Source organism: Agromyces flavus (genome assembly GCF_900104685.1).
Lineage (GTDB): Bacteria > Actinomycetota > Actinomycetes > Actinomycetales > Microbacteriaceae > Agromyces > Agromyces flavus.
Genome location: NZ_LT629755.1, coordinates 1,260,126 through 1,285,402, shown reverse-complemented (window position 1 = coordinate 1,285,402; position 25,277 = coordinate 1,260,126). Strand labels below are relative to the sequence as shown.

The 25,277-nt window shown below is 71.0% G+C and carries 20 protein-coding genes; 12 read left to right on the top strand and 8 right to left on the bottom strand.

From position 1 onward, the window contains the following. The first annotated feature begins 3 nt into the window (after window positions 1–3). Complete coding sequence (locus tag BLT99_RS06055; protein WP_157674945.1) at window positions 4–1,617, top strand: hypothetical protein; 1,614 nt, start codon at window positions 4–6, stop codon at window positions 1,615–1,617. On the opposite strand, the gene sucB is transcribed toward BLT99_RS06055, so the two are convergent. The 3 genes from sucB to BLT99_RS06040 form a co-directional block, all read right to left on the bottom strand. Next, window positions 1,614–3,266 carry a 2-oxoglutarate dehydrogenase, E2 component, dihydrolipoamide succinyltransferase gene (gene sucB / locus BLT99_RS06050; protein WP_092670154.1) on the bottom strand — a complete coding sequence of 551 codons (1,653 nt, stop codon included), beginning with the start codon at window positions 3,264–3,266 and terminating at the stop codon, window positions 1,614–1,616. The genes BLT99_RS06055 and sucB overlap by 4 nt on opposite strands. Before the next feature lie 66 nt (window positions 3,267–3,332). Continuing rightward, entirely contained in the window at window positions 3,333–4,706 is a 1,374-nt protein-coding gene (lpdA, locus tag BLT99_RS06045; protein WP_092670152.1) for a dihydrolipoyl dehydrogenase, read from the bottom strand. 94 nt (window positions 4,707–4,800) lie between these two features. Beyond that, window positions 4,801–6,273: a leucyl aminopeptidase gene (locus BLT99_RS06040; protein WP_092670150.1), complete on the bottom strand. Its 1,473-nt coding sequence runs from the start codon at window positions 6,271–6,273 to the stop codon at window positions 4,801–4,803. 87 nt (window positions 6,274–6,360) lie between these two features. On the opposite strand from BLT99_RS06040, the gene BLT99_RS06035 reads away from it, so the two are divergent. From BLT99_RS06035 to BLT99_RS06020, 4 genes are all read left to right on the top strand, one after another. Continuing rightward, complete coding sequence (locus BLT99_RS06035) at window positions 6,361–7,278, top strand: proteasome assembly chaperone family protein (protein WP_092670148.1); 918 nt, start codon at window positions 6,361–6,363, stop codon at window positions 7,276–7,278. Between the two features lie 285 nt (window positions 7,279–7,563). Then, complete coding sequence (locus BLT99_RS06030; protein WP_092670146.1) at window positions 7,564–8,994, top strand: RNA polymerase sigma factor; 1,431 nt, start codon at window positions 7,564–7,566, stop codon at window positions 8,992–8,994. Window positions 8,995–9,001: 7 nt separating this feature from the next. Then, complete coding sequence (locus tag BLT99_RS06025; RefSeq protein ID WP_092670144.1) at window positions 9,002–10,258, top strand: Mur ligase family protein; 1,257 nt, start codon at window positions 9,002–9,004, stop codon at window positions 10,256–10,258. Continuing rightward, window positions 10,255–10,998, top strand: coding sequence for a type 1 glutamine amidotransferase (locus BLT99_RS06020; protein ID WP_092670142.1), 744 nt, complete (start codon window positions 10,255–10,257; stop codon window positions 10,996–10,998). The genes BLT99_RS06025 and BLT99_RS06020 overlap by 4 nt, the downstream gene beginning before the upstream one ends. Window positions 10,999–11,085: 87 nt before the next feature. Here BLT99_RS06020 and BLT99_RS06015 read toward each other — a convergent pair whose 3' ends face one another. Further along, the gene (locus BLT99_RS06015; RefSeq protein WP_092670140.1) at window positions 11,086–11,322 is read right to left on the bottom strand and encodes a DUF7455 domain-containing protein; all 237 of its coding nucleotides are present in this window, start codon (window positions 11,320–11,322) and stop codon (window positions 11,086–11,088) included. Between the two features lie 146 nt (window positions 11,323–11,468). Here BLT99_RS06015 and BLT99_RS06010 point away from each other — a divergent pair, with 146 nt between their 5' ends. Continuing rightward, entirely contained in the window at window positions 11,469–13,547 is a 2,079-nt protein-coding gene (locus BLT99_RS06010) for a DNA gyrase/topoisomerase IV subunit B (RefSeq protein ID WP_229724818.1), read from the top strand. Window positions 13,548–13,566: 19 nt separating this feature from the next. Here BLT99_RS06010 and BLT99_RS06005 read toward each other — a convergent pair whose 3' ends face one another. Both BLT99_RS06005 and BLT99_RS06000 read right to left on the bottom strand, forming a co-directional pair. Continuing rightward, on the bottom strand, window positions 13,567–14,907 hold the full coding sequence (locus BLT99_RS06005) for an FAD-binding oxidoreductase (protein WP_092670136.1): 1,341 nt from the start codon (window positions 14,905–14,907) through the stop codon (window positions 13,567–13,569). A 139-nt stretch (window positions 14,908–15,046) separates the two neighbouring features. Further along, window positions 15,047–17,515 (bottom strand): DNA gyrase/topoisomerase IV subunit A, encoded by a 2,469-nt coding sequence (locus tag BLT99_RS06000; protein WP_092670134.1) that lies wholly within the window; start codon window positions 17,513–17,515, stop codon window positions 15,047–15,049. A gap of 77 nt (window positions 17,516–17,592) precedes the next feature. On the opposite strand from BLT99_RS06000, the gene BLT99_RS05995 reads away from it, so the two are divergent. Continuing rightward, a complete protein-coding gene (locus BLT99_RS05995; protein WP_229724817.1) occupies window positions 17,593–18,738 on the top strand; it encodes an alkaline phosphatase family protein in 1,146 nt (381 codons plus the stop codon). 41 nt (window positions 18,739–18,779) lie between these two features. Here the strand turns inward: BLT99_RS05995 and BLT99_RS05990 are convergent, their stop codons facing one another. Then, window positions 18,780–19,364: a DUF3043 domain-containing protein gene (locus BLT99_RS05990; protein WP_229724816.1), complete on the bottom strand. Its 585-nt coding sequence runs from the start codon at window positions 19,362–19,364 to the stop codon at window positions 18,780–18,782. A gap of 40 nt (window positions 19,365–19,404) precedes the next feature. Between BLT99_RS05990 and BLT99_RS05985 the strand changes: the two genes are divergently transcribed. The 5 genes from BLT99_RS05985 to BLT99_RS05965 all read left to right on the top strand — a co-directional run bounded on the left by BLT99_RS05985 (window position 19,405) and on the right by BLT99_RS05965 (window position 24,587). Beyond that, window positions 19,405–20,850, top strand: a complete 1,446-nt coding sequence (locus BLT99_RS05985) for a dipeptidase (protein WP_092670130.1) — start codon at window positions 19,405–19,407, stop codon at window positions 20,848–20,850. A 109-nt stretch (window positions 20,851–20,959) separates the two neighbouring features. Beyond that, the gene (erpA, locus tag BLT99_RS05980; RefSeq protein ID WP_092670128.1) at window positions 20,960–21,310 is read left to right on the top strand and encodes an iron-sulfur cluster insertion protein ErpA; all 351 of its coding nucleotides are present in this window, start codon (window positions 20,960–20,962) and stop codon (window positions 21,308–21,310) included. Window positions 21,311–21,503: 193 nt separating this feature from the next. Continuing rightward, window positions 21,504–22,394, top strand: coding sequence for an aa3-type cytochrome oxidase subunit II (gene ctaC / locus BLT99_RS05975; protein WP_092670126.1), 891 nt, complete (start codon window positions 21,504–21,506; stop codon window positions 22,392–22,394). A 6-nt stretch (window positions 22,395–22,400) separates the two neighbouring features. Beyond that, window positions 22,401–24,137, top strand: a complete 1,737-nt coding sequence (ctaD, locus tag BLT99_RS05970) for an aa3-type cytochrome oxidase subunit I (RefSeq protein ID WP_092670124.1) — start codon at window positions 22,401–22,403, stop codon at window positions 24,135–24,137. Beyond that, window positions 24,138–24,587: a cytochrome c oxidase subunit 4 gene (locus BLT99_RS05965; RefSeq protein WP_092670122.1), complete on the top strand. Its 450-nt coding sequence runs from the start codon at window positions 24,138–24,140 to the stop codon at window positions 24,585–24,587. It begins immediately after the preceding gene. 59 nt (window positions 24,588–24,646) lie between these two features. Here BLT99_RS05965 and BLT99_RS05960 read toward each other — a convergent pair whose 3' ends face one another. After that, a complete protein-coding gene (locus tag BLT99_RS05960) occupies window positions 24,647–25,192 on the bottom strand; it encodes a methyltransferase domain-containing protein (RefSeq protein ID WP_188434426.1) in 546 nt (181 codons plus the stop codon). Between the last annotated feature and the right edge of the window lie 85 nt (window positions 25,193–25,277).

The window sequence follows — 25,277 nt, the reverse complement described above, 5'->3', positions numbered from 1 at the left end:
GGTATGCCACGCTTCCGCCGCCCGCAGTCACCCGCGACCTCGGCGTCGACGGCGGCCGGCGACCCCGCGTCGGGCGGTGCCGGCATCGAGACGGTCCTCGCCGGCTACCGGCTCATCCGCCGACTCGCGACGGGTGAACGAGCCGACGTCTACCTCGCCACGGCGCACGTCGACCCGGCCGCGACGCCCCCGATCGGGGCCACCTCGAGCGGGTCGCTCGTGGTCGTTCGCGTATACGGCCCGGCCGCCGACGAGGAGGCGATCGCGAACGAGATGCTCGCCATGGAGCACGACGGATCCGGTGCGACTCCCGCCCTCCTCGATGTCGCCGGGCTCGCCGAGGGCCGATGCTGCCTCGTCGTCGAGCGCATCGCGGGCATGTCGCTCGCGGCGGTGCTGGCCGATGGCGGGCTGCTTCCTGGACAGGCGGTCACCGCTCTGGCCCCGATCGTGGTCGCGGTCCGCGAGCTCGCCGGGCGCGGGCTCGTCCATACGCGCCTCGATCTCGTCGATGTGACGATCGACGCGGACGGCCGGCCGCGACTGCTCGGGCTGGGCGCCCTCGCGCGACTCGACCGCGCCGCCGCCGCAGGCGTGCGCGCCGACCTGCTCCGCACGGGGCATGCCGCACTGCTGCGGCTCATCGGGGACGTCGCCGCCGCCACGCGCGACCGACGGGCCTTCGATGGCGTCATCCGCATCGCTCGCGACGCGCTCGAGGCGCGCCCCTTCGTGCCACGCGAGCTCGAGCTCGAGCAGGCCCTGTTCGACGTCGCGGCACCCCTGCCATTGCCCGGGCGCCCGTCCGAGGCGACGCTGCGACGCGAGGTGCCGTCGCGCGTCGTGGGTGTCGCTGCGCCGTCGACCGCGCCGGGCCCGGCCCAGACGCGCGCGGCCGAGACCGACGCCGATGACCTCGCCGACGCGCGAGCCGGTCGCCCCGGCCGGTGGGCACGCCTCGCCGCGATCGCGCAACTTCCCACCGGTGCCGCCGCCGAGATGGCGGAGGCGCTCGATCATGATCCGCGCGCGGCGCTGACCGGGCGACTCGGTGACGTCGTGCGGCGACGCCGTGGCGCGCTGCTCACCGGTGGTTTCGTGGGCGCCGGTGCGCTGGTCGTCCTGCTCACCGCAGTTCCGCCGTCCGCGGCCGACCCTTCCTCGCGCCCCCGCGACGAGAGCGCCGCCTCCATCGCGCCGTCGCACGAGCCGGAGAGCCCGCCGCCGTCTCCCGAGCCCGATGGCGGCGGGTCTGATGCCGAGCAGGCAGCCGTGGCCACCGACCCCGGCGCCGCCGAGCCCGACGCCGACGACGCGATCACCGCGGCGGCGGCCCTGCTGGAGATCCGTACGAGCTGTCTCGCCTCGCGCGACCTCGCCTGCCTGGACGCGGTCGTGCAGCCGGGTTCGCCGATCGAGGCCAGGGACCGCGCCGCCATCGAGCGGGGCGACACCAGCGCTGAGGCGCAGGCCGACCTCGATGCGATCAGGGTCGTCGCCGACCTGGGCGATGCGGTGGTCGTCTCGGTGCCGGATGTCGCGGGCGAACGCGAACCGGCCTCGCTCCTCATCATGCGGAGCGAGGCCGGTTGGCGGTTGCGGGAGTGGTTCGACTAGATGCCGAGGTCGCCCTCGAAGTCGCCCTCCTCGAGGCGGGCCTTGACGGCGGTCAGGAACCGCGCGGCGTCGGCACCATCGATGATGCGGTGGTCGTACGACAGCGCGAGGTAGACCATCGAACGGATCGCGATCGCGTCGGAGCCGTCTTCCGAGATCACGACCGGCCGCTTCACGACGACGCCCGTGCCGAGGATCGCCGTCTGCGGCAGGAACACGACCGGCGTGTCGAACAGCGCACCGCGCGAACCGGTGTTGGTCAGCGTGAAGGTGCCGCCCGCGAGCTCGTCGGGCTTGAGCTGGTTGTTGCGGGTCCGCTCGGCCAGGTCGGCGATCTGCTTGGCGAGGCCGGCGATGTCGAGTTCGCCCGCGTCGCGTACGACCGGGGTGAGGAGGCCGCGCTCGGTGTCGACCGCGATGCTCAGGTTCTCCCGCTCGGGGTAGACGATCGACTCGCCGTCGACCGTCGAGTTGACGATCGGGTAAGCGCGGAGCGCCTCGACCGCCGCGAGGGCGAAGAACGGAAGGAACGAGAGCTTGGTGCCCGTCTGCTCGTGGAAGGCGCCCTTGACCCGATCGCGGAGGCGGGCGACGCGCGTGACGTCGACCTCGACGACCGAGGTGAGCTGCGCCGTCGACTGCATGGAGACCACGGCGCGCTCGGCGACGACCTTGCGCAGTCGCGTCATCGGCTGGGTGGTTCCACGGAGCGGCGACGTCTCGAGCGGCTGACGAGCGGGCTTGGCCTGGGCGCCCGCCGCAGCCGGTGCCGCCGCGGGGGTTCCCGCCGACATGACGTCCTGCTTGCGGATTCGACCGCCGACGCCCGTGCCCTGCACCGACGCGAGGTCGACGCCCTGCTCGTTCGCGAGCTTGCGCACGATGGGGGTGACGTAGCCGGAGGCGCCGGCGTGGGCGCCGGCCTGCGGAGCCGGAGCGGCCTCGGCGGCCGGGGCCGGTGCGGCCGGCTGCTCGGGAGCCGGCGCCGGAGCGGCGGGAGCCTGTGCGGCGGGCGCCTGGGCGGGCTGCTCGGGTGCCGGGGAGGGCTGGGCCGGAGCCTGCGCCGCCGCGGGCTCGGCGGCCGGCTGCGCGGGCGGAGCCGGAGCCGGAGCGGCCTGCGGGGCTGCCGGCGCCTCGGCGGCCGGAGCCGGGGCTTCGTATCCGCCCTGCGGCGCGGGTGCCGCCTCAGCGGCCGGCTGTGCCGCGGGCGCCTGCGCCGGTGCGGCCGGAGCCGCCTCCGGAGCCGGGGCCGGTGCGGCCGGAGCCGCCGCGGGCGCCTGCGCCGGTGCCGCCTCGGGAGCGGCCGGTGCCGCCTCGGGAGCCGGCGCCGGGGCCTGCTCGGCGGGGGCGGCCTCAGGTGCCGGCGCCTGCTCGGCTGCGGGCGCCTCGGCGGGCGCGGCGCCCGCTCCGGAGCCGTCGCCGATGGTCACGAGCGGGGTGCCGACCTCGACGGTCTCATCCTCCTGGACCAGGATCGCCTCGATGACTCCGGCGACGGGGGATGGGATCTCGGTGTCGACCTTGTCGGTCGAGACCTCGAGCAGCGGCTCGTCGACCTCCACACGGTCTCCCACGTTCTTCAGCCAGCGGGTGACCGTGCCCTCCGTGACACTCTCGCCGAGTGCCGGGAGGCTGACGGATTCGCTCATGCGCTTGTCTCCTTCACAGCGTTGACGCGTTCTAGCTTATTGCAGTCGTGTTTCAGCGGGCCGGGCTCAGAGCGCGTGCAGCGGCTTGCCCGCGAGCTTGAGGAACGCCTCGCCGAGTGCTTCGTTCTGGGTCGGGTGCGCGTGGATGAGCGGGGCGATGTCCTCGGGGTACGCCTCCCAGTTGACCGCGAGCTGGGCTTCGCCGATGAGCTCGCCGACGCGCGCGCCGATCATGTGGACGCCGACCACCGGGCCGTCCTCGACGCGGACGACCTTGATGATGCCGCTCGTCTCGAGGATGTGGCTCTTGCCGTTGCCGGCGAGGTTGTACTCGTACGAGGAGACCTTGTCGGCACCGAACTTCTCGGCGGCGCGGGCCTCGGTGTAGCCGACCGACGCGACCTCGGGCTCGCAGTACGTGACCTTGGGGACGTTGACGTCCTCGACGACGATCGGGTTCAGGCCCGCGATCTCCTCGGCGACGAAGATGCCCTGCTGGAAGCCGCGGTGCGCGAGCTGCAGGCCCGGGACGATGTCGCCGACTGCATAGACGCCGGGAACGCTCGTCTGGAGGCGCTCGTCCGTGATGACGAAGCCGCGGTCGATGGTCACGCCGGCCTCTTCGTATCCGAGGTTCTGCGTGACGGGCCCGCGACCGACGGCCACGAGCAGGAGCTCGGCTTCGACGGTCTCGCCGTTCTCGAGCGTGACGACGACGCCGTCGTCGTGCTGGGTGACGCCCTGGAAGCGGACGCCGAGCTTGTAGTCGATGCCGCGCTTGCGGAAGGCGCGCTCGAGGTGCTTCGAGATCACCTCCTCCTCGTTGGGGACGAGGTGCGGCAGGGCCTCGATGATCGTGACCTCGGCGCCGAACGACTTCCAGACGCTCGCGAACTCGACGCCGATGACGCCGCCGCCGAGGACGGCGACCTTCTGCGGCACGAAGTCGAGCTCGAGCGCCTGCTCGCTGGTGATCACGCGGCCGCCGATCTCGAGGCCCGGCAGCGAGCGCGAGTACGAACCGGTCGCGAGCACGACGTTCTTGCCGACGAGGCGCTGGTCGCCGACCTGGACGGCGTTCGCCGCGACCAGGCGGCCCTCGCCCTCGACCACGGTGATGCCGCGCGCCTTGACGAGGCCCTGCAGGCCCTTGAACTTGCTCGCGACGATGCTCTCGCGGTACTTGGTCACCGCTGGCACGTCGATGCCCTCGAAGGTCGACCGCACGCCGAACTTCGCCGACTCGCGGGAGTTGTCGGCCACCTCGGCGGCATGCAGGAGCGCCTTGGTGGGGATGCAGCCGCGGTGCAGGCACGTGCCGCCGAGCTTGTCCTTCTCGACGAGTGCCACCGTGAGGCCGAGCTGGACGGCGCGCAGCGCCGCCGCGTACCCTCCGCTGCCGCCCCCGAGAACGACGAGGTCAAAGTTCTGCTCGGACAAACGGAATCTCCCTTGCGCATCGGTCTGCGGCGCCATCCACCGCGGCTCGTGGCCGGGGCGGGCCTCGGGGCGACGATCGCCCCACATGACCTTACTACTTGGCGGCGAGCTGCTCGCCCAGCCGGACGAGCGTCCGGACCGCCGCTCCGGTGGCGCCGGAACCGGTGAATCCCCACGGCGATCCGCTGTTGAACGACGGGCCGGCGATGTCCACGTGCGCCCATGGGATGCGGGCCTCGTCGGCCTCGTCGCGACGCCCGACGAAGTGCTGCAGGAAGACGCCGGCGAGCAGCATGCCCGGCACGACGGTGCCCAGCTTGGTGTTCGCGAGGTCCGCGACATCCGACTTCAGCAGGGCCTTCAGGTCGTCGGGCAGCGGCATGGGCCAGATCGGCTCGCCGACCGCGTCCGCCGCGCTGCGCACCTGCGCGACGAGGTCGTCGTCGCCCATGAGTCCCGCGATGCGGTTGCCGAGCGCCACGACCTGCGCTCCCGTCAGCGTCGCGACGTCGACGATCGCGTCGGGCTGTTCCGCGCTGGCCGCGGCGAGCGCGTCCGCCATGACGAGCCGGCCCTCGGCATCGGTGTTGAGCACCTCGACGGTCGTGCCGTCCTTCATGCGCAGCACGTCGTTCGGGCGCACGGCGTGACTGGACGGCATGTTCTCGGCGAGGCAGAGCCAGCCGGTGACGCGGACGGGAACGCGCAGCTCGGCGAGTGCGACGATCGCGGACAGCACGGCCGCCGCGCCGGCCATGTCGGACTTCATGCCGACCATGGAGGCGCCCGGCTTCAGCGAGAGCCCGCCGGAATCGAACGTGATGCCCTTCCCGACGAGGGCCAGGTGCACGGATGCCTCGGCCGGCGCGTACTCGAGGCGCACGAGCCTCGGCGGACGCGACGAGCCGGACCCGACGGCGAGGATGCCGTTGAAGCCCTCGTCGGCGAGCAGGCGCTCGTCGAGCACGCGCACGGCGATCCCGGCGGCCGAGGCCGCCTCGGCCGCGAGCTCGGCGAGCGCCGCGGGCGGCAGGTCGTTCGGCGCGGTGTTGACGAGGTCCTTCGTGCGTGCCACCGCCGCGATGACGGCGCGGATGCGGTCGAGACGGATCGCGTCCGCGGCGTGTTCGGTGTGGAGGACGATCCGGCCCGGACCCGAGGGACCGTCGCGGTACTCGGTGAACGCGTAGGCGCCGAGGGCTGCCCCCTCGAGGAGGGCGGCGGCCGGCTCGGGCTCGGACGTCGGGACGGCGATCGCGACCGCGTCGAGCGACGGGATGGTGCGCACCGCGGCGCCCGCGGCGAGGCGGAGCGTCGCGGCATCCGCCTCGTCGCCGACGCCGGCCACGATGACCACCCGGCCCCGCTCGCCCGGCTCGACCAGGCGCGTGATCTCCTCGGCGGCGCCTTTCGCGCCGAAGGCCGTGAGCGCCGCAGCCACCCACTCGAAGCCGTCGGGTGCGAGCAGCTCGGGTCCGTCCCCGGTGCGACGTGCGGCGAGCAGGACGGCGCCGGCGTCCGAGTCGACGGCGGGGGAATCGGTGAGTTCGAGCGTGGGAACGGGCATGCGTTCGATGCTAGGTGTTCGCTCAGGGCATCACGTGCGGGGGCGTGGGCCGGCGGTGGGCGTCGCACCCGTCAGTACCCTTGAGGTATGCGCGACCCACGCTCCCTGTACGAGCTCAATGCCGACGTCGAGGTGCCGGCCGGGCTGCCGCTCGTCGCCGGGCTGACGGGCTTCGCCGACGCCGGGAGCGCGGTCGCGCAGACCTCGTCCTACCTGTTGAGCACGCTCGACACGACCGTGGTGGCGACCTTCGACGCCGACGAGCTGCTCGACTACCGCGCGCGACGTCCCATCATCCTCTTCGAGGGCGACCACCTCACCGACTACCGACCGCCGCGGCTGTCGCTCGACCTGGCGCGCGACGAGCTCGGCCAGCCGTTCCTGCTGCTCACCGGCTTCGAGCCCGACTTCCAGTGGGAGCGCTTCGGCGCGGCCGTGCTCGGCCTCATCGAGCAGCTGCAGGTGGGCTCTACGACGTGGATCAACTCGATCCCCATGCCCGTGCCGCACACCCGGCCGATCGGCGTGACCGTGAGCGGGAACCGGGCCGACCTCATCGACGCGATGTCCGTCTGGAAGCCCACCACCCAGGTGCCGGCCAATGCCCTGCACCTCGTCGAGTACCGGCTGCAGGAGCGGGACCACCCCACGACCGGGTTCGTGCTGCTCGTGCCGCACTACCTCTCCGACGCCGAATGGCCGTCGGCGGCCGTCGCCGCGCTCGAGGCCGTGAGCGCGTCGACCGGCCGCATCTTCCCGACCGATGCCCTGCGCGAGCAGGGCCGCGAGTTCTCCGCGCGGATCGACGAGCAGGTCGCCGAGAACGGCGAGCTCGCCAAGCTCGTGCACGCGCTCGAGGAGCGCCACGACGCCTACATGGAGGGCACGACCCTCCGCTCCCCGTTGACCGACGAGGACGGCGAGCTGCCGTCCGCCGACGAGATCGCCGCCGAACTCGAGAAGTTCCTGGCGCATCGGCGAACCCGCGAGGACGACGGCGCCTGACGAGCTCGGGCGCCCGCCTGCGGGAATGCGGCGCGGTGCCGTCGCGTTCCATCTTGAGACGGGTGCGAGGCGCTCCGGATCCGGCGGTGTCGCGGATCGGTTCGCGCGCGCGGCCCTGTATAATAGGGGGAAGGACCCGTTCTGGTCCGCTGTGCGGTTCGAGCCGCACGTCTCGCGGACTTGACATGGGTCCTCATCGTGTCCGAAATCACCGAATCGTGACGCAGATCTCCGCGGGTCCGGGCTCGGACTCCGGTCGCGACGGTGAGGAAGAGGTTCTAACGCATGGCAACCAAGGCCACCAAGGCCCCGGCGGCGACCGACGAGTCGGCTGAGGCCGCACGCACGACCGCAGCACCCAAGCGCGCCACCGCCAAGTCGAGCACGGCGTCGAAGTCCACGTCCGCCAAGGCGGGCGCCAAGAGCACCGCTGCAAAGTCGCCGGCGAAGGGCAAGGCCGCGCTGACCGCGTCGAAGACGTCGCGCACGTCCACCGCGAAGGGCGCGAAGGCCAAGACCGCGCCGAACGGCGATGACGCGGCCCTGGACGACGAGGAGCTCGATCCCGAGGCGATCGAGGTCGACGAGGGCGACGCCGCCGAGGGTGACGCCGCCGAGGTCGACGAGCAGGCCGCCGAGGGCGCCGAGGCGGCGGATCCGGCTGAGGCCGACGCCGCTCCCGCCGACGACGAGGAGGAGGCGAAGCCGATCCCGGTCGAGCCGCACCCGACCGGCGCGCTCGTGCTGCGCGCGTCCGACGACGAGGACGAGATCCCGGTCTACTCCACGACCATCACCGGCGCCACCGCCGACCCGGTCAAGGACTACCTGAAGCAGATCGGCAAGGTCGCGCTCCTGAACGCGGCCGAAGAGGTCGAGCTGGCGATGCGCATCGAGGCGGGCCTCTTCGCTGAAGAGAAGCTCTCGCACATGAGCGACGCCGAGCGGAAGTCGCAGCTCGGACGCGAACTGCAGTGGGTCGCGCGCGACGGCCAGCGGGCCAAGAGCCACCTGCTCGGCGCGAACCTGCGCCTCGTGGTCTCGCTTGCGAAGCGCTACACGGGCCGCGGCATGCAGTTCCTCGACCTGATCCAGGAGGGCAACCTCGGCCTGATCCGCGCGGTCGAGAAGTTCGACTACACCAAGGGCTTCAAGTTCTCGACCTACGCGACGTGGTGGATCCGCCAGGCGATCACCCGCGCGATGGCCGACCAGGCCCGCACCATCCGCATCCCGGTGCACATGGTCGAGGTCATCAACAAGCTCGCCCGCGTGCAGCGCCAGATGCTGCAGGACCTGGGCCGCGAGCCCACGCCCGAGGAGCTGTCGAAGGAACTCGACATGACCCCCGAGAAGGTCATCGAGGTGCAGAAGTACGGCCGCGAGCCGATCTCGCTGCACACCCCGCTCGGCGAGGACGGCGACAGCGAGTTCGGCGACCTCATCGAGGACACCGAGGCGGTCGTGCCGGCTGACGCGGTGGGCTTCACGATGCTGCAGAAGCAGCTCGAGTCGCTGCTCGACTCGCTGAGCGAGCGCGAGGCCGGCGTCATCCGCATGCGCTTCGGGCTCGGCGACGGCATGCCGAAGACCCTCGACCAGATCGGCGACACGTTCGGCGTCACGCGCGAGCGCATCCGCCAGATCGAGTCGAAGACGATGGCGAAGCTGCGCCACCCGTCCCGCTCGCAGTCGCTCCGCGACTACCTCGAGTAGGCCGGCGGTGCGCTACGCGCCGGCGATCCTCGTCGGCAGGCTCACCCGATTCGCCGCCCGGCTGCGCAAGCCCGGCGGCGGATCGGCCGTTCCCGGCCTCATCGTCAACCGGCTCGCGCCCGGCTACCTCAAGCGGACCCTGTCCGGCTTCCCGCAGGGCCTCGTGGTCGTCTCGGGGTCCAGCGGCAAGTCGACGACCACCAAGATGCTCGTGGCCATCCTGCGCGCTCACGGCGTCGACGTCTTCACGAACCCGTCGACCGCGAACATCAGCCAAGGGCTCACGTCGGCGCTCTTGGAACGCGCCGACTGGCGCGGCCGCGTGCCGGGCGACATGGCCGTCCTCGAGATGGACGAAGGCCACGGCGCGCTGGTGATGCAGGGGGTCGACGCACGCGTCGTGACGCTCACGAACGTCATGGTCGACCAGATCGACCGCTTCCACGACTCCGAGATGGTCGCCGGCATGCTCGCGCGCATTGCGGCGCGCGCACACGAGACGGTCGTGGTGAATGCCGACGACGCGTACCTCGAGCGACTCGCGGGCGGACTCCGACCCGAGGTGCGCGTGCGGCGATTCGGCGTGTCCGAGGCGGTGCTCGCCGCCGCACCGCGCGGGCTCGGCCACACCGAGACCAGCGCACGGCGCCTCGACCCGGGTGACGGAACCCTGGTCGATTCGGTCGACGGCGCCTCGGCAGTACTCGCCGACGGCGCGGCATCCGTCCCCATCGGCCTGCCCGCCCGGGGCACGCACTACGCCGTGGACGCAGCCGCGGCCTACGCCACCGCGAAGGCGGTGCTGGCCGAGCGCTTCGCGCCCGAGACCGCGGCCGCCGCGCTCAGCGCCATCCCCGCGGTGTTCGGCCGTGGCGAGCGCGTCACCGTACGCGGCCACGAGGTCGACTTCGTCCTGGTCCAGAACCCGGCGAGCTACCAGCTCAACGTCGACAGCATCGCGCCCGGCACCGAGCAGATCCTCTTCGCGATCGGGTCCGACGTGCGCGACCCGTCGTACTTCTGGCCGACGGATGCCTCGTCGCTCGGGCGTGTGGCGATCGTGAGCGGGTCCAAGGCCGACGAGGCCGCGCTCATGCTCGCGTACGACGGCGTCGCGATCGACCGGGTCGAACCCGACCTCGCTCGCGCGCTCGACGACTTCCTCGCCGCGCCCTCGCCGCACTCGGGCGTGAAGACCATCGTCTTCTCGGCCGACGCGATGCGGCGCACGCGCGCCCACCTCGGACTCACGGGAGCGGAATGACCCTGACGATCGTCTCCCTGCTGCCCTCGCTGCAGAACACGAACGGCGATGCCGAGAACGCCGCCGTGCTCGCGGCGCGCGCCGGCTGGGCCGGGCACGACGCGCGCGTCGTGCCCGTCGAGCGCGCCGAGGACCTGCCGTCCCAGGTCGACGCGGTGATCCTCGGCTCCGGCAGCGACGCGTCGCTCGAGACGAGCCGCACGCGGCTGCTCGAGGTGCACGACGAGCTCCGCCGTTGGGGGACCGAGGGCGTGCCGATCCTCGCCGTGGGCACCGGATGGGAACTGCTCAGCTGGGGCATCGAGCGCCCCGACGGCAGCACCGTCGAGGGGCTCGGCATCGTCGCCGGCCGAGCGGTGGCGCGCGAGGGCCGCATCGCGGGCGATCTCGTGGTGAAGGCCGGCGGCGGGCTGGGCCTCCTGGTCGGATTCGAGAACCACGCGCGCGATTACGTGGGCGCCGAGGCCTCCCCGCTCGGCCGCGTCCAGGCGGGGTCGGGCAACGGGCGCGGTTCGGGGCAGGAGGGCCTGCGGATGGGCGACGTCATCGGCACGCACCTGCACGGACCCGTGCTCGCGAAGAATCCGAAGCTGGCCGACGCCATGCTCGAGCGCATATGCGTGCGCGCCGGATCGACCTACGAGCCCGGAGCGCAGGCGCTGGTCGTCGACCGCTACGCCGACTCCGCGCGAGCGGCGCAGCTGCGTGCCGCCGGCGTCGCGGCATCCGTCGGCGCCTGAGGCTGCGCCGCAGCACAGCTCGAATACCCCCGAGGAACGACGAACGCCCCAGGTGGCACCGGGGCGTTCGTGACGTGTCGGGGGCGCTCAGTCGCGCGTGTCGGTGAGGAGCCGGCTCGACTCGTCGTGCCAGCTGTGCGCGATCTGCGAGAGCTTCTCCTGGTGCTTGCGGCCGTGGTGGGCGCAGAAGAGCAGCTCGCCGCTCGAGACGACCACGCGGATGTAGGCCTGCGCGCCGCAGGCGTCGCAGCGGTCGAGGGCCGTGAGCTCGTGCGGGGTGTCGAGTTCGTCGACCGCACCGGCGGTGTCGGTGGTCTGGTTCATGGCGCCTCCTCCGTAGCTCACAATCCGTTCCGTTGTCATCAATGAAAACACGGCCGGGGCCGGGAAACTTCCGTGCTGCCCTGCATTTCGCTCTGCGCGAAGCGCCTGGCCGGCATCGGGGGTGGCCCTCAGTAGGCTTGTGCGACGTGAGCTCCGACTATTCCGCCCGCCATCTCTCCGTGCTCGAGGGCCTCGAGGCCGTCCGCAAGCGACCGGGCATGTACATCGGCTCGACGGACTCGCGCGGCCTGATGCACTGCCTGTGGGAGATCATCGACAACTCCGTCGACGAGGCGCTCGGCGGCTTCGGAACCGAGATCGACGTGGTCCTCCACGCCGACGGCAGCGTCGAGGTGCGCGACCGCGCCCGCGGCATTCCGGTCGACGTCGAGCCGAAGACCGGCCTCACCGGCGTCGAGGTCGTGTTCACCAAGCTGCACGCGGGCGGCAAGTTCGGATCGGGCTCGTACTCGGCATCGGGCGGCCTGCACGGCGTCGGTGCGTCGGTCGTGAACGCCCTGTCCGAGCGGCTCGACGTCGAGGTGGATCGCGGCGGTGCCACCTGGGCGATGTCGTTCCACCGCGGCGAGCCCGGCGTGTTCGCCGACAACGGGGTCGTGTCGCCGGCCTCGCGGTTCAGTCCGTTCGAGCAATCCAGCGAGTTGCGCAAGGTCGGGCGTGTCGCGAAGGGCGTCACGGGCACCCGCGTGCGGTACTGGGCCGACCCGCAGATCTTCACCAAGGGCGCGTCGTTCCAGGTCGACGAGCTGCTCAACCGAGCACGGCAGACCGCCTTCCTGGTGCCCGGCCTCGCGATCACCGTCGTCGACCAGCGGGGCGAGGAGCGCGAGTCGCACCGCTTCCAGTTCGACGGCGGAATCTCCGAATTCGCCGAGCACCTGGCCGTCGACGGACCGGTCACCGACGTCTGGCGCATCACGGGCGACGGTCGCTTCACCGAGACGGTCCCCGTGCTCAACGACCACGGCGCGATGATCCCGACCGACGTCGAACGGCATTGCCACGTCGACATCGCCCTCCGCTGGGGCATCGGCTACGACACCGTCATGCGCAGCTTCGTGAACATCATCGCCACGCCGAAGGGCGGCACCCACCAGGCGGGCTTCGAGCAGGGGCTCCTCAAGTTCCTCCGCCAGCAGGTCGAGCAGAACGCGCGGCGCCTCAAGGTCGGCAACGACAAGCTCGAGAAGGACGACGTCCTCGCGGGCCTCACGGTCGTCCTCACGGTCCGGCTGCCCGAACCGCAGTTCGAGGGCCAGACGAAGGAGGTGCTCGGCACCCCTGCCGTGCGCTCCATCGTGGCCTCCGTCGTGCAGAAGGCCCTCGGCGAGCGATTCGCCTCGACCAAGCGCGACGACAAGGCGCAGACCTCTCTCGTGCTCGAGAAGATCGTCTCCGAGATGAAGGCGCGCATCTCGGCGCGCACCCACAAAGAGACGCAGCGTCGCAAGAACGCCCTCGAGACTTCGTCGCTCCCGGCGAAACTCGTGGACTGCCGTTCGAGCGACGTGGCGCAGAGCGAGCTGTTCATCGTCGAGGGCGATTCGGCGCTCGGCACGGCGAAGCTCGCGCGCGACAGCGAGCACCAGGCGCTCCTGCCGATCCGGGGCAAGATCCTCAACGTGCAGAAGGCGAGCATCGCCGACATGCTGAGCAACGCCGAGTGCGCATCCATCATCCAGGTGATCGGCGCCGGATCCGGCCGCACGTTCGACCTCTCCGGGGCCCGCTACGGCAAGGTCATCATCATGAGCGACGCCGACGTCGACGGCGCGCACATCCGGACGCTGCTGCTCACCCTGTTCTTCCGGTACATGCGGCCGATGATCGAGGACGGCCGCGTGTTCGCCGCCGTCCCGCCGCTGCATCGGGTCGTGGTGCTGAATCCCGGATCCAAACCCAACGACGTGCTGTACACGTACTCCGAGGCCGAGTTGCAGGGCGTGCTCGCGACGCTGCGCAAGCAGGGCAAGCGGTACCAGGACCCGATCCAGCGCTACAAGGGCCTCGGCGAGATGGATGCCGACCAGCTCGCGACGACGACCATGGACCGTCGGCACCGCACGCTCCGCCGCGTCGGCGTGGCCGACGCCGAGAGCGCGGGGCGCGTGTTCGAGCTGCTCATGGGCAACGAGGTCGCGCCGCGCAAGGAGTTCATCGTCGACAGCGCGGCGGCGCTCACGCGCGACCGCATCGACGCCTGAGCAGCTCAGCGCCGGCCCCTCAGGCCGGGGACGGCGCGATGTTCTGGTTGTGGTGGAACACGTTGGCCGGGTCGTACGCGTCCTTCACGGTGCGCAGGCGGGCGAGCTTGTCCTCCGAGTACGCACGCCGGATCCCTGCGGCGCCCTCGTCGCCCAGCGCGTTGACGTAGGCGCCGCTCGCGAACCGTTCCAACGGGCCCGCGTATCGGCGCGCCGCCACCATCCGCTTCTCGTCGTCGGCGGGCTCGTGCCAGCGGCACGCGGCCACGAACTCGAACGCGGTGTCGCGTCGCGAGAACGCCGTGTCCCCGTCGGCCACGTCGGCGATCGCTCCGCCGTACGCCTGCAGGCTCACGTCGGGCACGTCGTCGCCGTCGCGGGCGAGGACGGCGTCGATGACCTCGTCGCCGAGGTCCCGGAAGTAGTGCCCCTTCCAGTAGCGACGCAGCGCGGGTCCCTCGACGTCGTCCTCTCGTACCTGCAGCTCCAGGTACGAGAGCGGCTCGACGATCCGACGGGCGATGGGGCCGGCAGTCGCCAGCAGTGCGCCGAGCTCGTCGGCCCGGTCCGCACCCGCTGCGGCGTCGCCGACCCAGACGAATCCGAGCGACACCGTCTGCTCGACGATCGTCGCGTTCCAGGTGGCGCGTCGATCGGCCGTGCGGCTCGCATCGCGCCATCTGCGCATCGGACCCGCAGCGGATGACACGGGGAAGAGGAACTCGACGGACAGCGCGTCTCCGGGCTCGGGATGCAGGGCGAACTCGAATTCCGTGACGACGCCGAAGTTGCCGCCGCCACCGCGGAGCGCCCAGTACAGCTCGGGATGCGACTCGGCATCGGCCCGGAGGATCTCGCCTCCGGCGGTGACGACCTCGAACGAGACCACGTTGTCGCACGAAAGGCCATGCTGCCGGGCGAGCCAGCCCATCCCTCCGCCGAGGGTGAGGCCGCCGACGCCGGTGTGCGACACATTGCCCGCGGTCGTCGCGAGCCCGTAGGCCTGCGTCGCGAGGTCGAGCGCCCCGAGGAGTGCGCCGCCCTGCACGCGGGCACGGCGAGCCGTGGCGTCCACCTGCACCTCGCCCATCGGGCGGAGGTCGAGCATGAGGCCGTCGTCGGGCACGGCATGGCCCACGATGCCGTGCCCGCCGCAGCGGACACCGACCTCGAGCTCGTGCTCGACCGCGAACCGCACCGCGGATGCGACGTCGCCGGCGCTCGCGCACCGGACGACGAACCTCGGCCGGCGGTCGATCATCGCGTTCCACACCGACCGCGACTCGTCGTACCCCGCATCGCCCGGCTCGAGCACCGGTCCCTCGACCCTGCTCCGCAGCATCCGACCTGACGTCGACATCGACCACCCCGTCCCTCGATGCGGCGCCCGATGTCGTCCGTGTCCCCTCGGGTCGCCCGGTCAGGGCCGAAGATGCCACTCGACCGTCGGTGAGGTCAAGCGAACGGGCCGACTTCTCGTGCCGCGGGTGGTGATGCGGTCAGCGGATGGCGCGCCCCACGACCTGCACGACCGCCTCGAGCGGCTGGCCGGAGCCGTCGCGCCTGCCGTTCGCCTCGGGCAGCGGCCGCACCGAGCCGTCGGCGCCGAGCCCGTGCGCAGGTCCGGGCCCGACCCAGGCGAGCGAGAGTGCGTCCTGGCCCTTGAGGAATCGGTGCGCCCGGACGCCGCCGGTCGCACGGCCCTTGCTCGGGTACTCGGCGAATGCCGCGACCTTCGCGGCACCTGGGTCGGCGCCCAGCAGCGTGTCGCTCGACGCGGCGACCGTCACGACCACCGCTCGCTCGACATCGGCGCGGACGAGCGCGGTGAACTCGACCACCTTTGCCCCGGACGCCAGCTTGATGCCGGCCATGCCGCCCGCCGGACACCCCTGCGGGCGCACGGACGAGGCCGGGAAGTGCAGCAGCTGCGCATCGCTCGTGACGAAGACGAGTTCATCGTCGTCGCCGCCCTGGGCGGCGCCGACGACCCGGTCGCCCGCCTTGAGGCCGATGACCTCGAAGTCGGGCCGGTTCGGATAGCCCCCGGGCGCCACGCGCTTGACGACGCCCTGCTCGGTGCCGAGCACGATGGGCCGGCTCGACTCGAGCGACACCACCGCGAGCACGCGCTCGTCGCGGTCGGCCAGCGCCAGGTAGTCGCTCACGCGGACGCCCGCCGCGAGCTGCACCGAGTTGGGCGGAAGCACCGGCAGGTCGAGCGGCGAGAAACGGATCAGTCGGCCCTTCGAGGTGACTGCGCCGATCTCGGTCCGGCTCGTGGTCTCGAGCTCGGAGCGCACCGCATCGTGCTTCGACCGCCGCGACGGGGGAGTGATCGCGACCGCCGCCTCGGCCTCGGGCGCGTCGACCCTGGCGATCCGGCCCGTCGCGCCGAGGATCACCCGGCAGGGCACGTCGGCGTGCTCGAGCGTCGCCGGGTCGACCGCCTTGCGCGTCTTGGGCATCACGCGCGCCTCGGTCAGCATCGTGCGGCGCGGGGTGCCGTAGAGATCGGCGGCCCGATCGAGCTCGTCGGCCACCTGCGCGCGGATCCGAACGTCGCTGCCGAGCAGCTCTTCGAGCGCGGCGATCTCGGCGAGGAGCTGGTCGCGCTCGGCCTCGAGCTCGATGCGCGAGAACCTGGTCAGGCGGCGGAGCCTGAGCTCGAGGATGTACTCGGCCTGCAGCTCGCTGAGGTCGAACACCTCGATGAGGCGGCGGCGCGCGGCATCCGCATCGTCGCTGGACCGGATGACCTGGATGACCTCGTCGATGTCGAGGATGGCGATGAGCAGGCCCTCGACGAGGTGGAGCCGTTCGCGTCGGCGGGCGAGGCGGTACTCGGATCGCCGCGTGACCACGCGGATGCGGTGCGCGAGGTACACCTCGAGCAGCTCGCGAAGTCCGAGGGTCTGCGGCTGCCCGTCGACGAGGGCGACGTTGTTGATGTTGAACGAGTCCTCGAGCGGCGTGAGCCGGTACAGCTGCTCGAGCACCGCCTGCGGATTGAATCCCGTCTTGACGCCGATCACGAGTCGCAGTCCGCGCGTGCGGTCGGTGAGGTCGGTGACGTCGGCGATGCCCGTGATCTTCTTGGCGTTGACGCCGTCCTTGATCTTCTCGATGACCTTCTCGGGGCCGACGAGGTACGGCAGTTCGGTGACGACGAGCCCCGTCTTGCGTGGCGTGAGCTGCTCGATCGACACCTTCGCGCGCGTCTTGAAGGAGCCGCGGCCGGTCGCGTACGCGTCGCGCACGCCGGCGAGCCCCACGATCGTGCCGCCCGACGGGAAGTCGGGTCCGGGCACGAACTCCATCAGCTCGTCGAGCGTCGCCTCGGGCGTGCTCAGCAGATGGCGCGCCGCAGCGACGACCTCGACGAGGTTGTGCGGCGCCATGTTCGTGGCCATGCCCACGGCGATGCCGCTCGCGCCGTTCACGAGCAGGTTCGGGATGGCGGCCGGCAGGACCTCGGGCTGCTGGTGCGAGTTGTCGTAGTTCGGGATGAAGTCGACGACATCCTCGTCGAGGCTCTCGGTCATCGACATGGCCGGGGGAGCCATCCGCGCCTCGGTGTACCGAGCCGCCGCCGGGCCGTCGTCGAGCGAGCCGAAGTTGCCGTGCCCGTCGACGAGCGGCACGCGCAGCGTGAAGGGCTGCGCGAGGCGCACGAGCGCGTCGTAGATCGCCGCGTCGCCGTGCGGGTGGAGCTTCCCCATGACCTCGCCGACCACGCGCGCGGACTTCACGTGGCCGCGGTCGGGGCGCAGCCCCATGTCGCTCATCATGTAGAGGATGCGCCGCTGCACGGGCTTGAGGCCGTCGCGCGCGTCGGGCAGTGCGCGCGAGTAGATGACCGAGTAGGCGTACTCGAGGAACGAGCCCTGCATCTCCTCCGCGACGTCGACGTCGTCGATCCGTTCGGCGATCTGGGAGGGGGCGGGCTCGTTCTTGCCTGGGGTCATTCGTCGTCTCTGCGCAGGGCGTGCCGGGCACGCGGGGGAAGCGGGGAGCGCGCCGCCCCTATGCGAGACTGGGCGCGATGCCTGCCATGCTACCGGTGCCCGCCGACGGTGCCCCGAGGCTCACCGCGGTGCTCGGCGCCGCGCTCGACTCGCTCGCCGGGTCGTCGAATCCGTTCGGTCTTCCCAGAGCGGACTCCGCGGTGGTGGTGCTCGTCGACGGCCTCGGCGCGGCCAACCTGCGCGGGCGCGCCGGGCACGCGAGGTTCCTCGCCGGGCGGATGGCGAAGCGGGACGTGATCCGCACCGTCTTCCCGTCGACCACCGCCGCGGCGATCGCGAGCTTCGCGACCGGAATCATGCCCGGTGAGCACGGGCTGGTGGGCTATCGCGTCCCCGATCGGGCGAACGACCGCGTCGTCAACCAGCTCAGCGGATGGGACGACCGGATGGTGCCCGAGCAGTGGCAGCGCCATCCGACCGTCTTCGATCGCGCGACCGAGCGGGGTCTCCGCGCGGTGGCCGTGGGCGGCACGCGCTACGCGACGTCCGGCTTCACCCGAGCCGTGCTCCGGGGCTCCGAGTACCGGTCGGGCGCGAAGGTGACCGACCGGTTCGCCGAGGCGCTGCGGATCGTCGAGGAGGGCCCGGCCCTCGTCTACGTCTACGTCTCCGAGCTCGACCAGATCGCCCATGCCCACGGCTGGGAATCCGACCGATGGATCGCCGCCCTCGAGGCGCTCGACGCCGAGGTCGCGGCATTCGAACGACGGATGCCGCGTGGCACGGGCCTGATCGTGACCGCCGACCACGGCGTGATCGACGTGCCCGCGCACCGCCACGTGTTCATCGACGCGTCGCCCGTGCTGCTCGATGGCGTGCGGCACGTCGCGGGCGAGCCGCGGTGCCTCGGCCTCGTGCTCGAGCCCGGACTCGACGCGGGGGAGCGGCAGGTGCTGCTCGAGCGGTGGCGGGCCGCAGAGGGCGATCGCGCGTGGGTGCTCTCGGGCGACGAGGCGATCGCGGCGGGGCTGTACGGCGCCGTCGACGCGGGCAATCGCGATCGGATCGCCGACATCCTGGTGGCCGCGCGTTCGGGCATCGCGTACTACGACCGACGGGATCCCGACCGCCGCGGCGAGGGCATGATCGGCCAGCACGGCTCGCTCACCGACGAGGAGACCAGGATCCCGCTCATCCGCTCGGGCGTGTTCGCGCGCGGCTGACCCGTCGGTGCACCCGGTGCGCGCCCACTGCGCCGGCGGGATCAGGACGGGTACTGGCCCCGCTTGACCTGCGGCTTGGGCAGTCGCAGCGGGCGCAGCTGCAGCGCGCGCATCGCCGCGTACCACCGGACGCGCTCGACCCGGTCGGCGCCGAACTTCGCGGCGAGCTTTCGCTTGAGCACGGTGCCGAGGATGATCACGTCGACGACCGAGATCAGGAAGAACGCCCAGAGCGCGAAGATGCCGATGGTCTGCACCTCGTAGCTCGGGATGAAGGTCAGCACGATCACCGCGAACATGACGGGGATGAGCACCTCGCCGATGCTGAACCGGGCGTCGACGTAGTCGCGCACGTACTTCTTCTGCGGACCGCGATCGCGGACGGGGAGGTACTTCTCCTCGCCCGCGGCCATACCCAGCCGGGCGCGCTCACGTGCGTCGGCCGAGCGGGCGCGCGCCTGGCGCGCCGCCTCCTTGCGGTCGTTCGGCACGAGCGGTCGCTTGCGGGCCGCCTCCTGTGCGGCGCGGCTCGGCGTCGGAGCGCCCTTGCCGGCCTTGGGAGCGTCGGGCGCGGCGTCGGCGCCGTTCTCGGGTGCGGGGGAGTCGGTACGGGGGTGCTTGGCCACGGGAGTCCTCGTCGATTCGGTTCGCCTTAAGATTACCCGCATGACCGACACCCCGACCGACGTCCAGCCTGCCCGCGAACCCCGAGCGGACCACGGGTGGGGCGGCACGCTCGATCGACTGGGGGAGGCCGTCGAGGCCGGGTTCCCCTCCACGATCGCCGACCTCACCCGCCTGGTGCGCATCCCGTCCGTCTCGTGGAGCGCGTTCGACCCCGAGCACGTCGCGGCCAGCGCCGAGGCCGTGGCCGAGCTCGTGCGCGGGCTTGAGGTGTTCGACGAGGTGGACATCCGCCGGGCGGCGGTCGCCGGCGGGGCCGAGCTCGGCCAGCCCGCCGTCGTCGCGCGGCGCGCCGCGCGCAACGGCCGGCCCACCGTGCTGCTGTACGCGCACCACGACGTCCAGCCTCCCGGTCGCGACGAGCACTGGGAGTCGGCGCCGTTCGAGCCCACGCTCCGCGGCGACCGACTGTACGGGCGCGGGGCTGCCGACGACAAGGCCGGCGTCATGGCCCACGTCGCCGCCATCCGGGCCCTCGTCGACGTCGTGGGCGACGACCTCGACCTCGGCCTCGCGCTCTTCATCGAGGGCGAGGAGGAGGACGGATCGCCTTCGTTCGCCGACTTCCTGCGCGAGCAGCGCGACCTGCTCGAGGCCGACGCCATCGTGGTCGCCGACTCGAACAACTGGGACGTCGACACGCCGGCGCTCACCGTGGCGCTGCGCGGTAACGTGACCTTCCGGCTGACCGTCTCCACCCTCGACCACGCGTCGCACTCGGGGATGTTCGGCGGGGCGGTGCCGGATGCGATGCTCGCCGCCATCCGGCTGCTCGACTCGCTCTGGGACGAGGAGGGCTCCGTCGCCGTCTCCGGCCTCCGCTCGGCCGATCTCGAGACGCCCGAGTACGACGAAGCCCAGCTGCGGGCCGAGACCGGCCTGCTCGACGGCGTGGCGCCCATCGGCCGGGGAGGCATCCTCGCTCGGATCTGGGCGCAGCCCTCGATCACGGTCACCGGCATCGACGCGCCATCCGTCGCACACGCCTCGAACACGCTCCTGCCCAGCGTGGCAGTGCGCCTCAGCGCCCGCATCGCGCCCGGACAGGATGCCGGCCAGGCCCTCGAGGTGCTCCGCGAGCACCTGCTGGCGAACGCGCCGTTCGGTGCTCGGATCGAGATCGACGACGTCGACACCGGTCAGCCGTTCCTCGTCGACACCAGCGGTTGGGCGGTCGCCGAGGCCAGGGCTGCCATGGCCGAGGCATGGGGGCGCGCACCGGTCGACATCGGCGTGGGCGGCTCCATCCCGTTCATCGCCGAGCTCGTCGAGGAGTTCCCTTCCGCGCAGATCCTCGTGACGGGCGTGGAGGACCCCGACTCGCGCGCGCACAGCCCGAACGAATCGCTGCACCTCGGAGTCTTCCGCCGCGCCGTGCTCGCCGAGGCGGCGTTCCTCGCGCGCCTGGAGCGGCGCGAGCAGGGCTGAGCCCGCCGACCCGCCTCGGTGCACCGAAGGCGCGATCGCGGCGTCGCACTGGGGAAGCGTCCAGCCGGCGCAGGTACAATCGAGGCATCCGTACTCTTCGAGGAGTGACATGAGCGACACCATCACCGACGCCATCCACGGCGTGAAGCTGAGCGATCCGGCTGCCGACAAGGTGCGCAGCCTCCTCGAGCAGGAGGGTCGGGACGACCTCCGCCTGCGCGTCGCGGTGCAGCCCGGCGGCTGCTCGGGGCTGATCTACCAGCTCTACTTCGACGAGCGGCTGCTCGACGGCGACGCCGTCGTGGACTTCTCGGGCGTCGAGGTCGTGGTCGACAAGATGAGCGTGCCGTACCTCGACGGCTCGACCATCGACTTCGAGGACACCATCCAGAAGCAGGGCTTCACCATCGACAACCCCAACGCGCAGGGCAGTTGCGCGTGCGGCGACTCGTTCCACTGAGTCGTCCGCAAGCAGAAAGGGAGATCGCTCGCGCGGTCTCCCTTTCCGCATTTTCGGCGGCCGAACTCGGGATTCCTCGCACGTCCGCCTGAACGCGCGTCGGGGGTGCACGAGCCGGTGGTCGACTCGGAGTAGGCTAGGGATGATCAATGCGCTTCTGTGAAGCGCCTTCGAATCTCCCGAAAGGTCACCGGTGCGCCACAATCGCCGTCTCCGATGGGCTGCAGTTCCGATCGCAGCGACGCTCAGCCTCGTCCTCGCCGGATGCACGCAGGCACAGCTGAACGGATTCCTCCCCGGGTTCGTCGAGGGCGAGCCGCCCGTGACCAACCACACGGAGCGCGTCTCGGGCCTCTGGGTGACGTCCTGGATCGTGCTGCTCGTCGTCGGCATCATCACGTGGGGCCTGACCATCTGGGCCGTGATCGCATACCGCCGACGCAAGGGGCAGACGGGCCTCCCGGTTCAGTTGCGGTACAACATGCCGATCGAGGTCTTCTACACGGTCGTCCCGCTGATCCTGGTCCTCGGCTTCTTCGCGTTCACCGCGCGCGACCAGGCGGTCATCGAGGAGCGCTTCGCGGAGGACCAGGTCGACGTCAAGATCGAGGCCATCGCGAAGCAGTGGGCGTGGGACTTCAACTACGTCGACGAAGACGTCTACTCGGCCGGCATCCAGGCGCAGCTCGAGGTCGACGGCGACGGTTCCGTCAACCAGGAGGAGCTGCCCACGCTCGTGCTCCCGGTCGGCGCCAACGTCGAGATCGCGCTCCAGGCGCGCGATGTGATCCACTCGTTCTGGGTCGTGGACTTCCTCTACAAGAAGGACATGTTCCCCGGCAAGACGAACTACATGTCATTCGTCCCCGAGCGCGAGGGCACCTACGCCGGCAAGTGCGCCGAGCTGTGCGGCGAGTACCACTCGCTCATGCTCTTCAACGTCGAGGTCGTCTCGCAGGGCGAGTACGACGACTACATCGAGTCGCTGCGCGACGCCGGCCAGGAGGGCCAGCTGTCGACCGAGTACGACCGCAACCAGAACCTGCCCGGCACGGGCGCGCCCGAACTGAAAGAGGAAGAGTAAGCCGCGATGAGCACCACGACCGCACCGGCTCGTCCCACCGCATCGTCGCCGCAGTTCGGCGCGCTGAAGGTCGAGCGCAAGGGCAACGTCCTCGTCAAGTGGATCACCTCGACGGACCACAAGGTCATCGGGTACCTGTACCTGATCACCTCGTTCGTCTACTTCTGCATCGGCGGCGTGATGGCCCTCATCATCCGCGCGCAGCTGTTCGAGCCGGGTCTCGAGATCCTGCAGACGCGTGAGCAGTACAACCAGCTGTTCACGATGCACGGCACGATCATGCTGCTCATGTTCGCGACGCCGCTGTTCGCAGGATTCGCGAACGTGCTGATGCCGCTGCAGATCGGCGCACCCGATGTCGCCTTCCCCCGACTGAACGCGTTCGCCTACTGGGCGTTCAACTTCGGCTCGCTGATGGCGGTCGCCGGCTTCTTCACCCCGCAGGGCGCGGCGTCGTTCGGATGGTTCGCCTACCAGCCGCTCGCGTCGACGACGTTCTCACCGGGCATCGGAGGCAACCTCTGGATGCTCGGCCTCGGCCTGTCGGGCTTCGGCACGATCCTCGGCGCCGTGAACTTCATCACGACGATCATCACGATGCGCGCACCCGGCATGACCATGTTCCGCATGCCGATCTTCACGTGGAACACGCTCGTGACGTCCATCCTCGTGCTCATGGCGTTCCCGGTCCTGGCGGCCGCCCTGCTCGCCGCCGCTGCCGACCGCGTGTTCAACGCGCACATCTACGACCCCGCGAACGGCGGCGTCATCCTCTGGCAGCACCTGTTCTGGTTCTTCGGCCATCCCGAGGTCTACATCATCGCGCTGCCGTTCTTCGGCATCGTCTCCGAGGTGTTCCCGGTCTTCAGCCGCAAGCCGATCTTCGGCTACAAGACGCTGATCTACGCCACGATCGCGATCGCCGCGCTCTCGGTCTCGGTGTGGGCGCACCACATGTACGTGACCGGCTCCGTGCTGCTGCCCTTCTTCGCACTCATGACGATGCTCATCGCGGTGCCGACGGGCGTGAAGATCTTCAACTGGGTCGGCACGATGTGGCGGGGCTCGATCACCTTCGAGACCCCCCTCATCTGGGCGCTCGGCTTCCTCGTCACCTTCGTGTTCGGCGGCCTGACCGGCGTCATCCTCGCCTCGCCGCCGCTCGACTTCCACGTCTCCGACACCTACTTCGTGGTGGCGCACTTCCACTACGTGGTGTTCGGCACCGTCGTGTTCGCCATGTTCTCGGGCTTCTACTTCTGGTGGCCCAAGTGGACCGGCAAGATGCTGAACGAGACGCTCGGCAAGTGGCACTTCTGGCTGCTGTTCATCGGCTTCCACACGACGTTCCTCATCCAGCACTGGCTGGGCGTGGTCGCCATGCCGCGCCGGTACTACTCGTACCTGCCCGAAGACAACATCACCTGGATGAACCAGTTGTCCACGATCGGCGCGTTCATCCTCGCGATCTCGCTCCTGCCGTTCTTCCTGAACGTGTACATCACCGCGCGTCGCGCTCCGAAGGTGACCGTGAACGACCCTTGGGGCTACGGCGGGTCGCTCGAGTGGGCGACCAGCTGCCCGCCGCCGCGGCACAACTTCACGTCGATCCCGCGCATCCGCTCGGAGCGCCCCGCCTTCGACCTCAACCACCCCGAGGCCGGAATCCCGGTCGGCATCGGTCCGGCCAAGGACGCCCCCGAGGCTCCCGTGTACGACGCTGAGACGAAGGAAGTCAAGTAGATGCGCGCCAACGTCATCCTCTTCTGGATCCTCGCCGGCTTCTTCGCCCTGGCGACGGCCGTGTACGGCTTCTGGTCCGCGATCGACGCCGGCGCCTCGCGCATCGCGAACTCCCACGAGCTCGTCGGACCGGAGTGGGCGGGGACCATCGCGCTCGGCCTGACGACCGTCCTCAGTGCGTTCATCGCCTTCTACCTCGGCCGCGTGCGGCGGGAGCAGGGCGGCGTGCTCCCCGAGGACCGCCTCGACGCGAACATCGACGACGGCGACGCCGAGCTCGGGTTCTTCAGCCCGTGGAGCTGGTGGCCGATCCTCGTCGCGGGCGGTGCGGCACTGGCGTTCCTCGGCCTCGCGGTCGGTGTGTGGATCACGTTCATCGCGGTCCCACTCGCCCTGATCGCGCTGGTCGGCTGGGTGTACGAGTACTACCGCGGCAACTTCGCCCGCTGAGTCCACCTTCAGACGAAGACCCCGGGACGCCGTGCCGGGGTCTTCGTCGTCTCCGTCGCTCACGCGGCTGCCGACCGCGTCGCCGCGACCACCCACCACTGAAGACCGGTGCTGAGCGGCGACGCCGCGAATCCTGCGTCGGCGAGCACGTCGTACATTCGGCTGGGGGAGTGGACGAACCCGCGGTACTCGTGGCCGCGGAATCGCATCCAGCCGTTGCCCATCGCCACTGAGCTTCGCGTCAGCCAGGTCCGGGGCGGATGGCTGAACACCAGCGCCCGCCGCGCGTGTCCTGCCGCGGCCAGCAGGAGCTTGTCCACGTCGGGGTAGCAGCACACCACGCGGTGGAGGACGACGTAGTCGGCCGTGGGCACCCGATCGCCCTCGACCGCCACGTCGACTCCGACGATCCGGGTTGCTCGGCGCTCGAGTCCGCGTTCCTCGAGGAGCGCGGCCGCTTCGCGCTCGTAGGCGCCCGAGAGCTCCACGTTCGTCGTATGGGCGGCGCCGCGCGTCAGCAGTTCGAGCTGGATCGCGCCGACGCCGCCACCGATTTCGAGGACCGCGCGATCGTCGACCCCCAGGCCGGCGAGATGCTCGACCATGCGGCGTTCCGATCTGGTCGGCCCGCGGCGCCGGTAGCGTCGGGCGAGATCCCGGGCGAATCTCGCGTCGAAGACATCCTCGTAG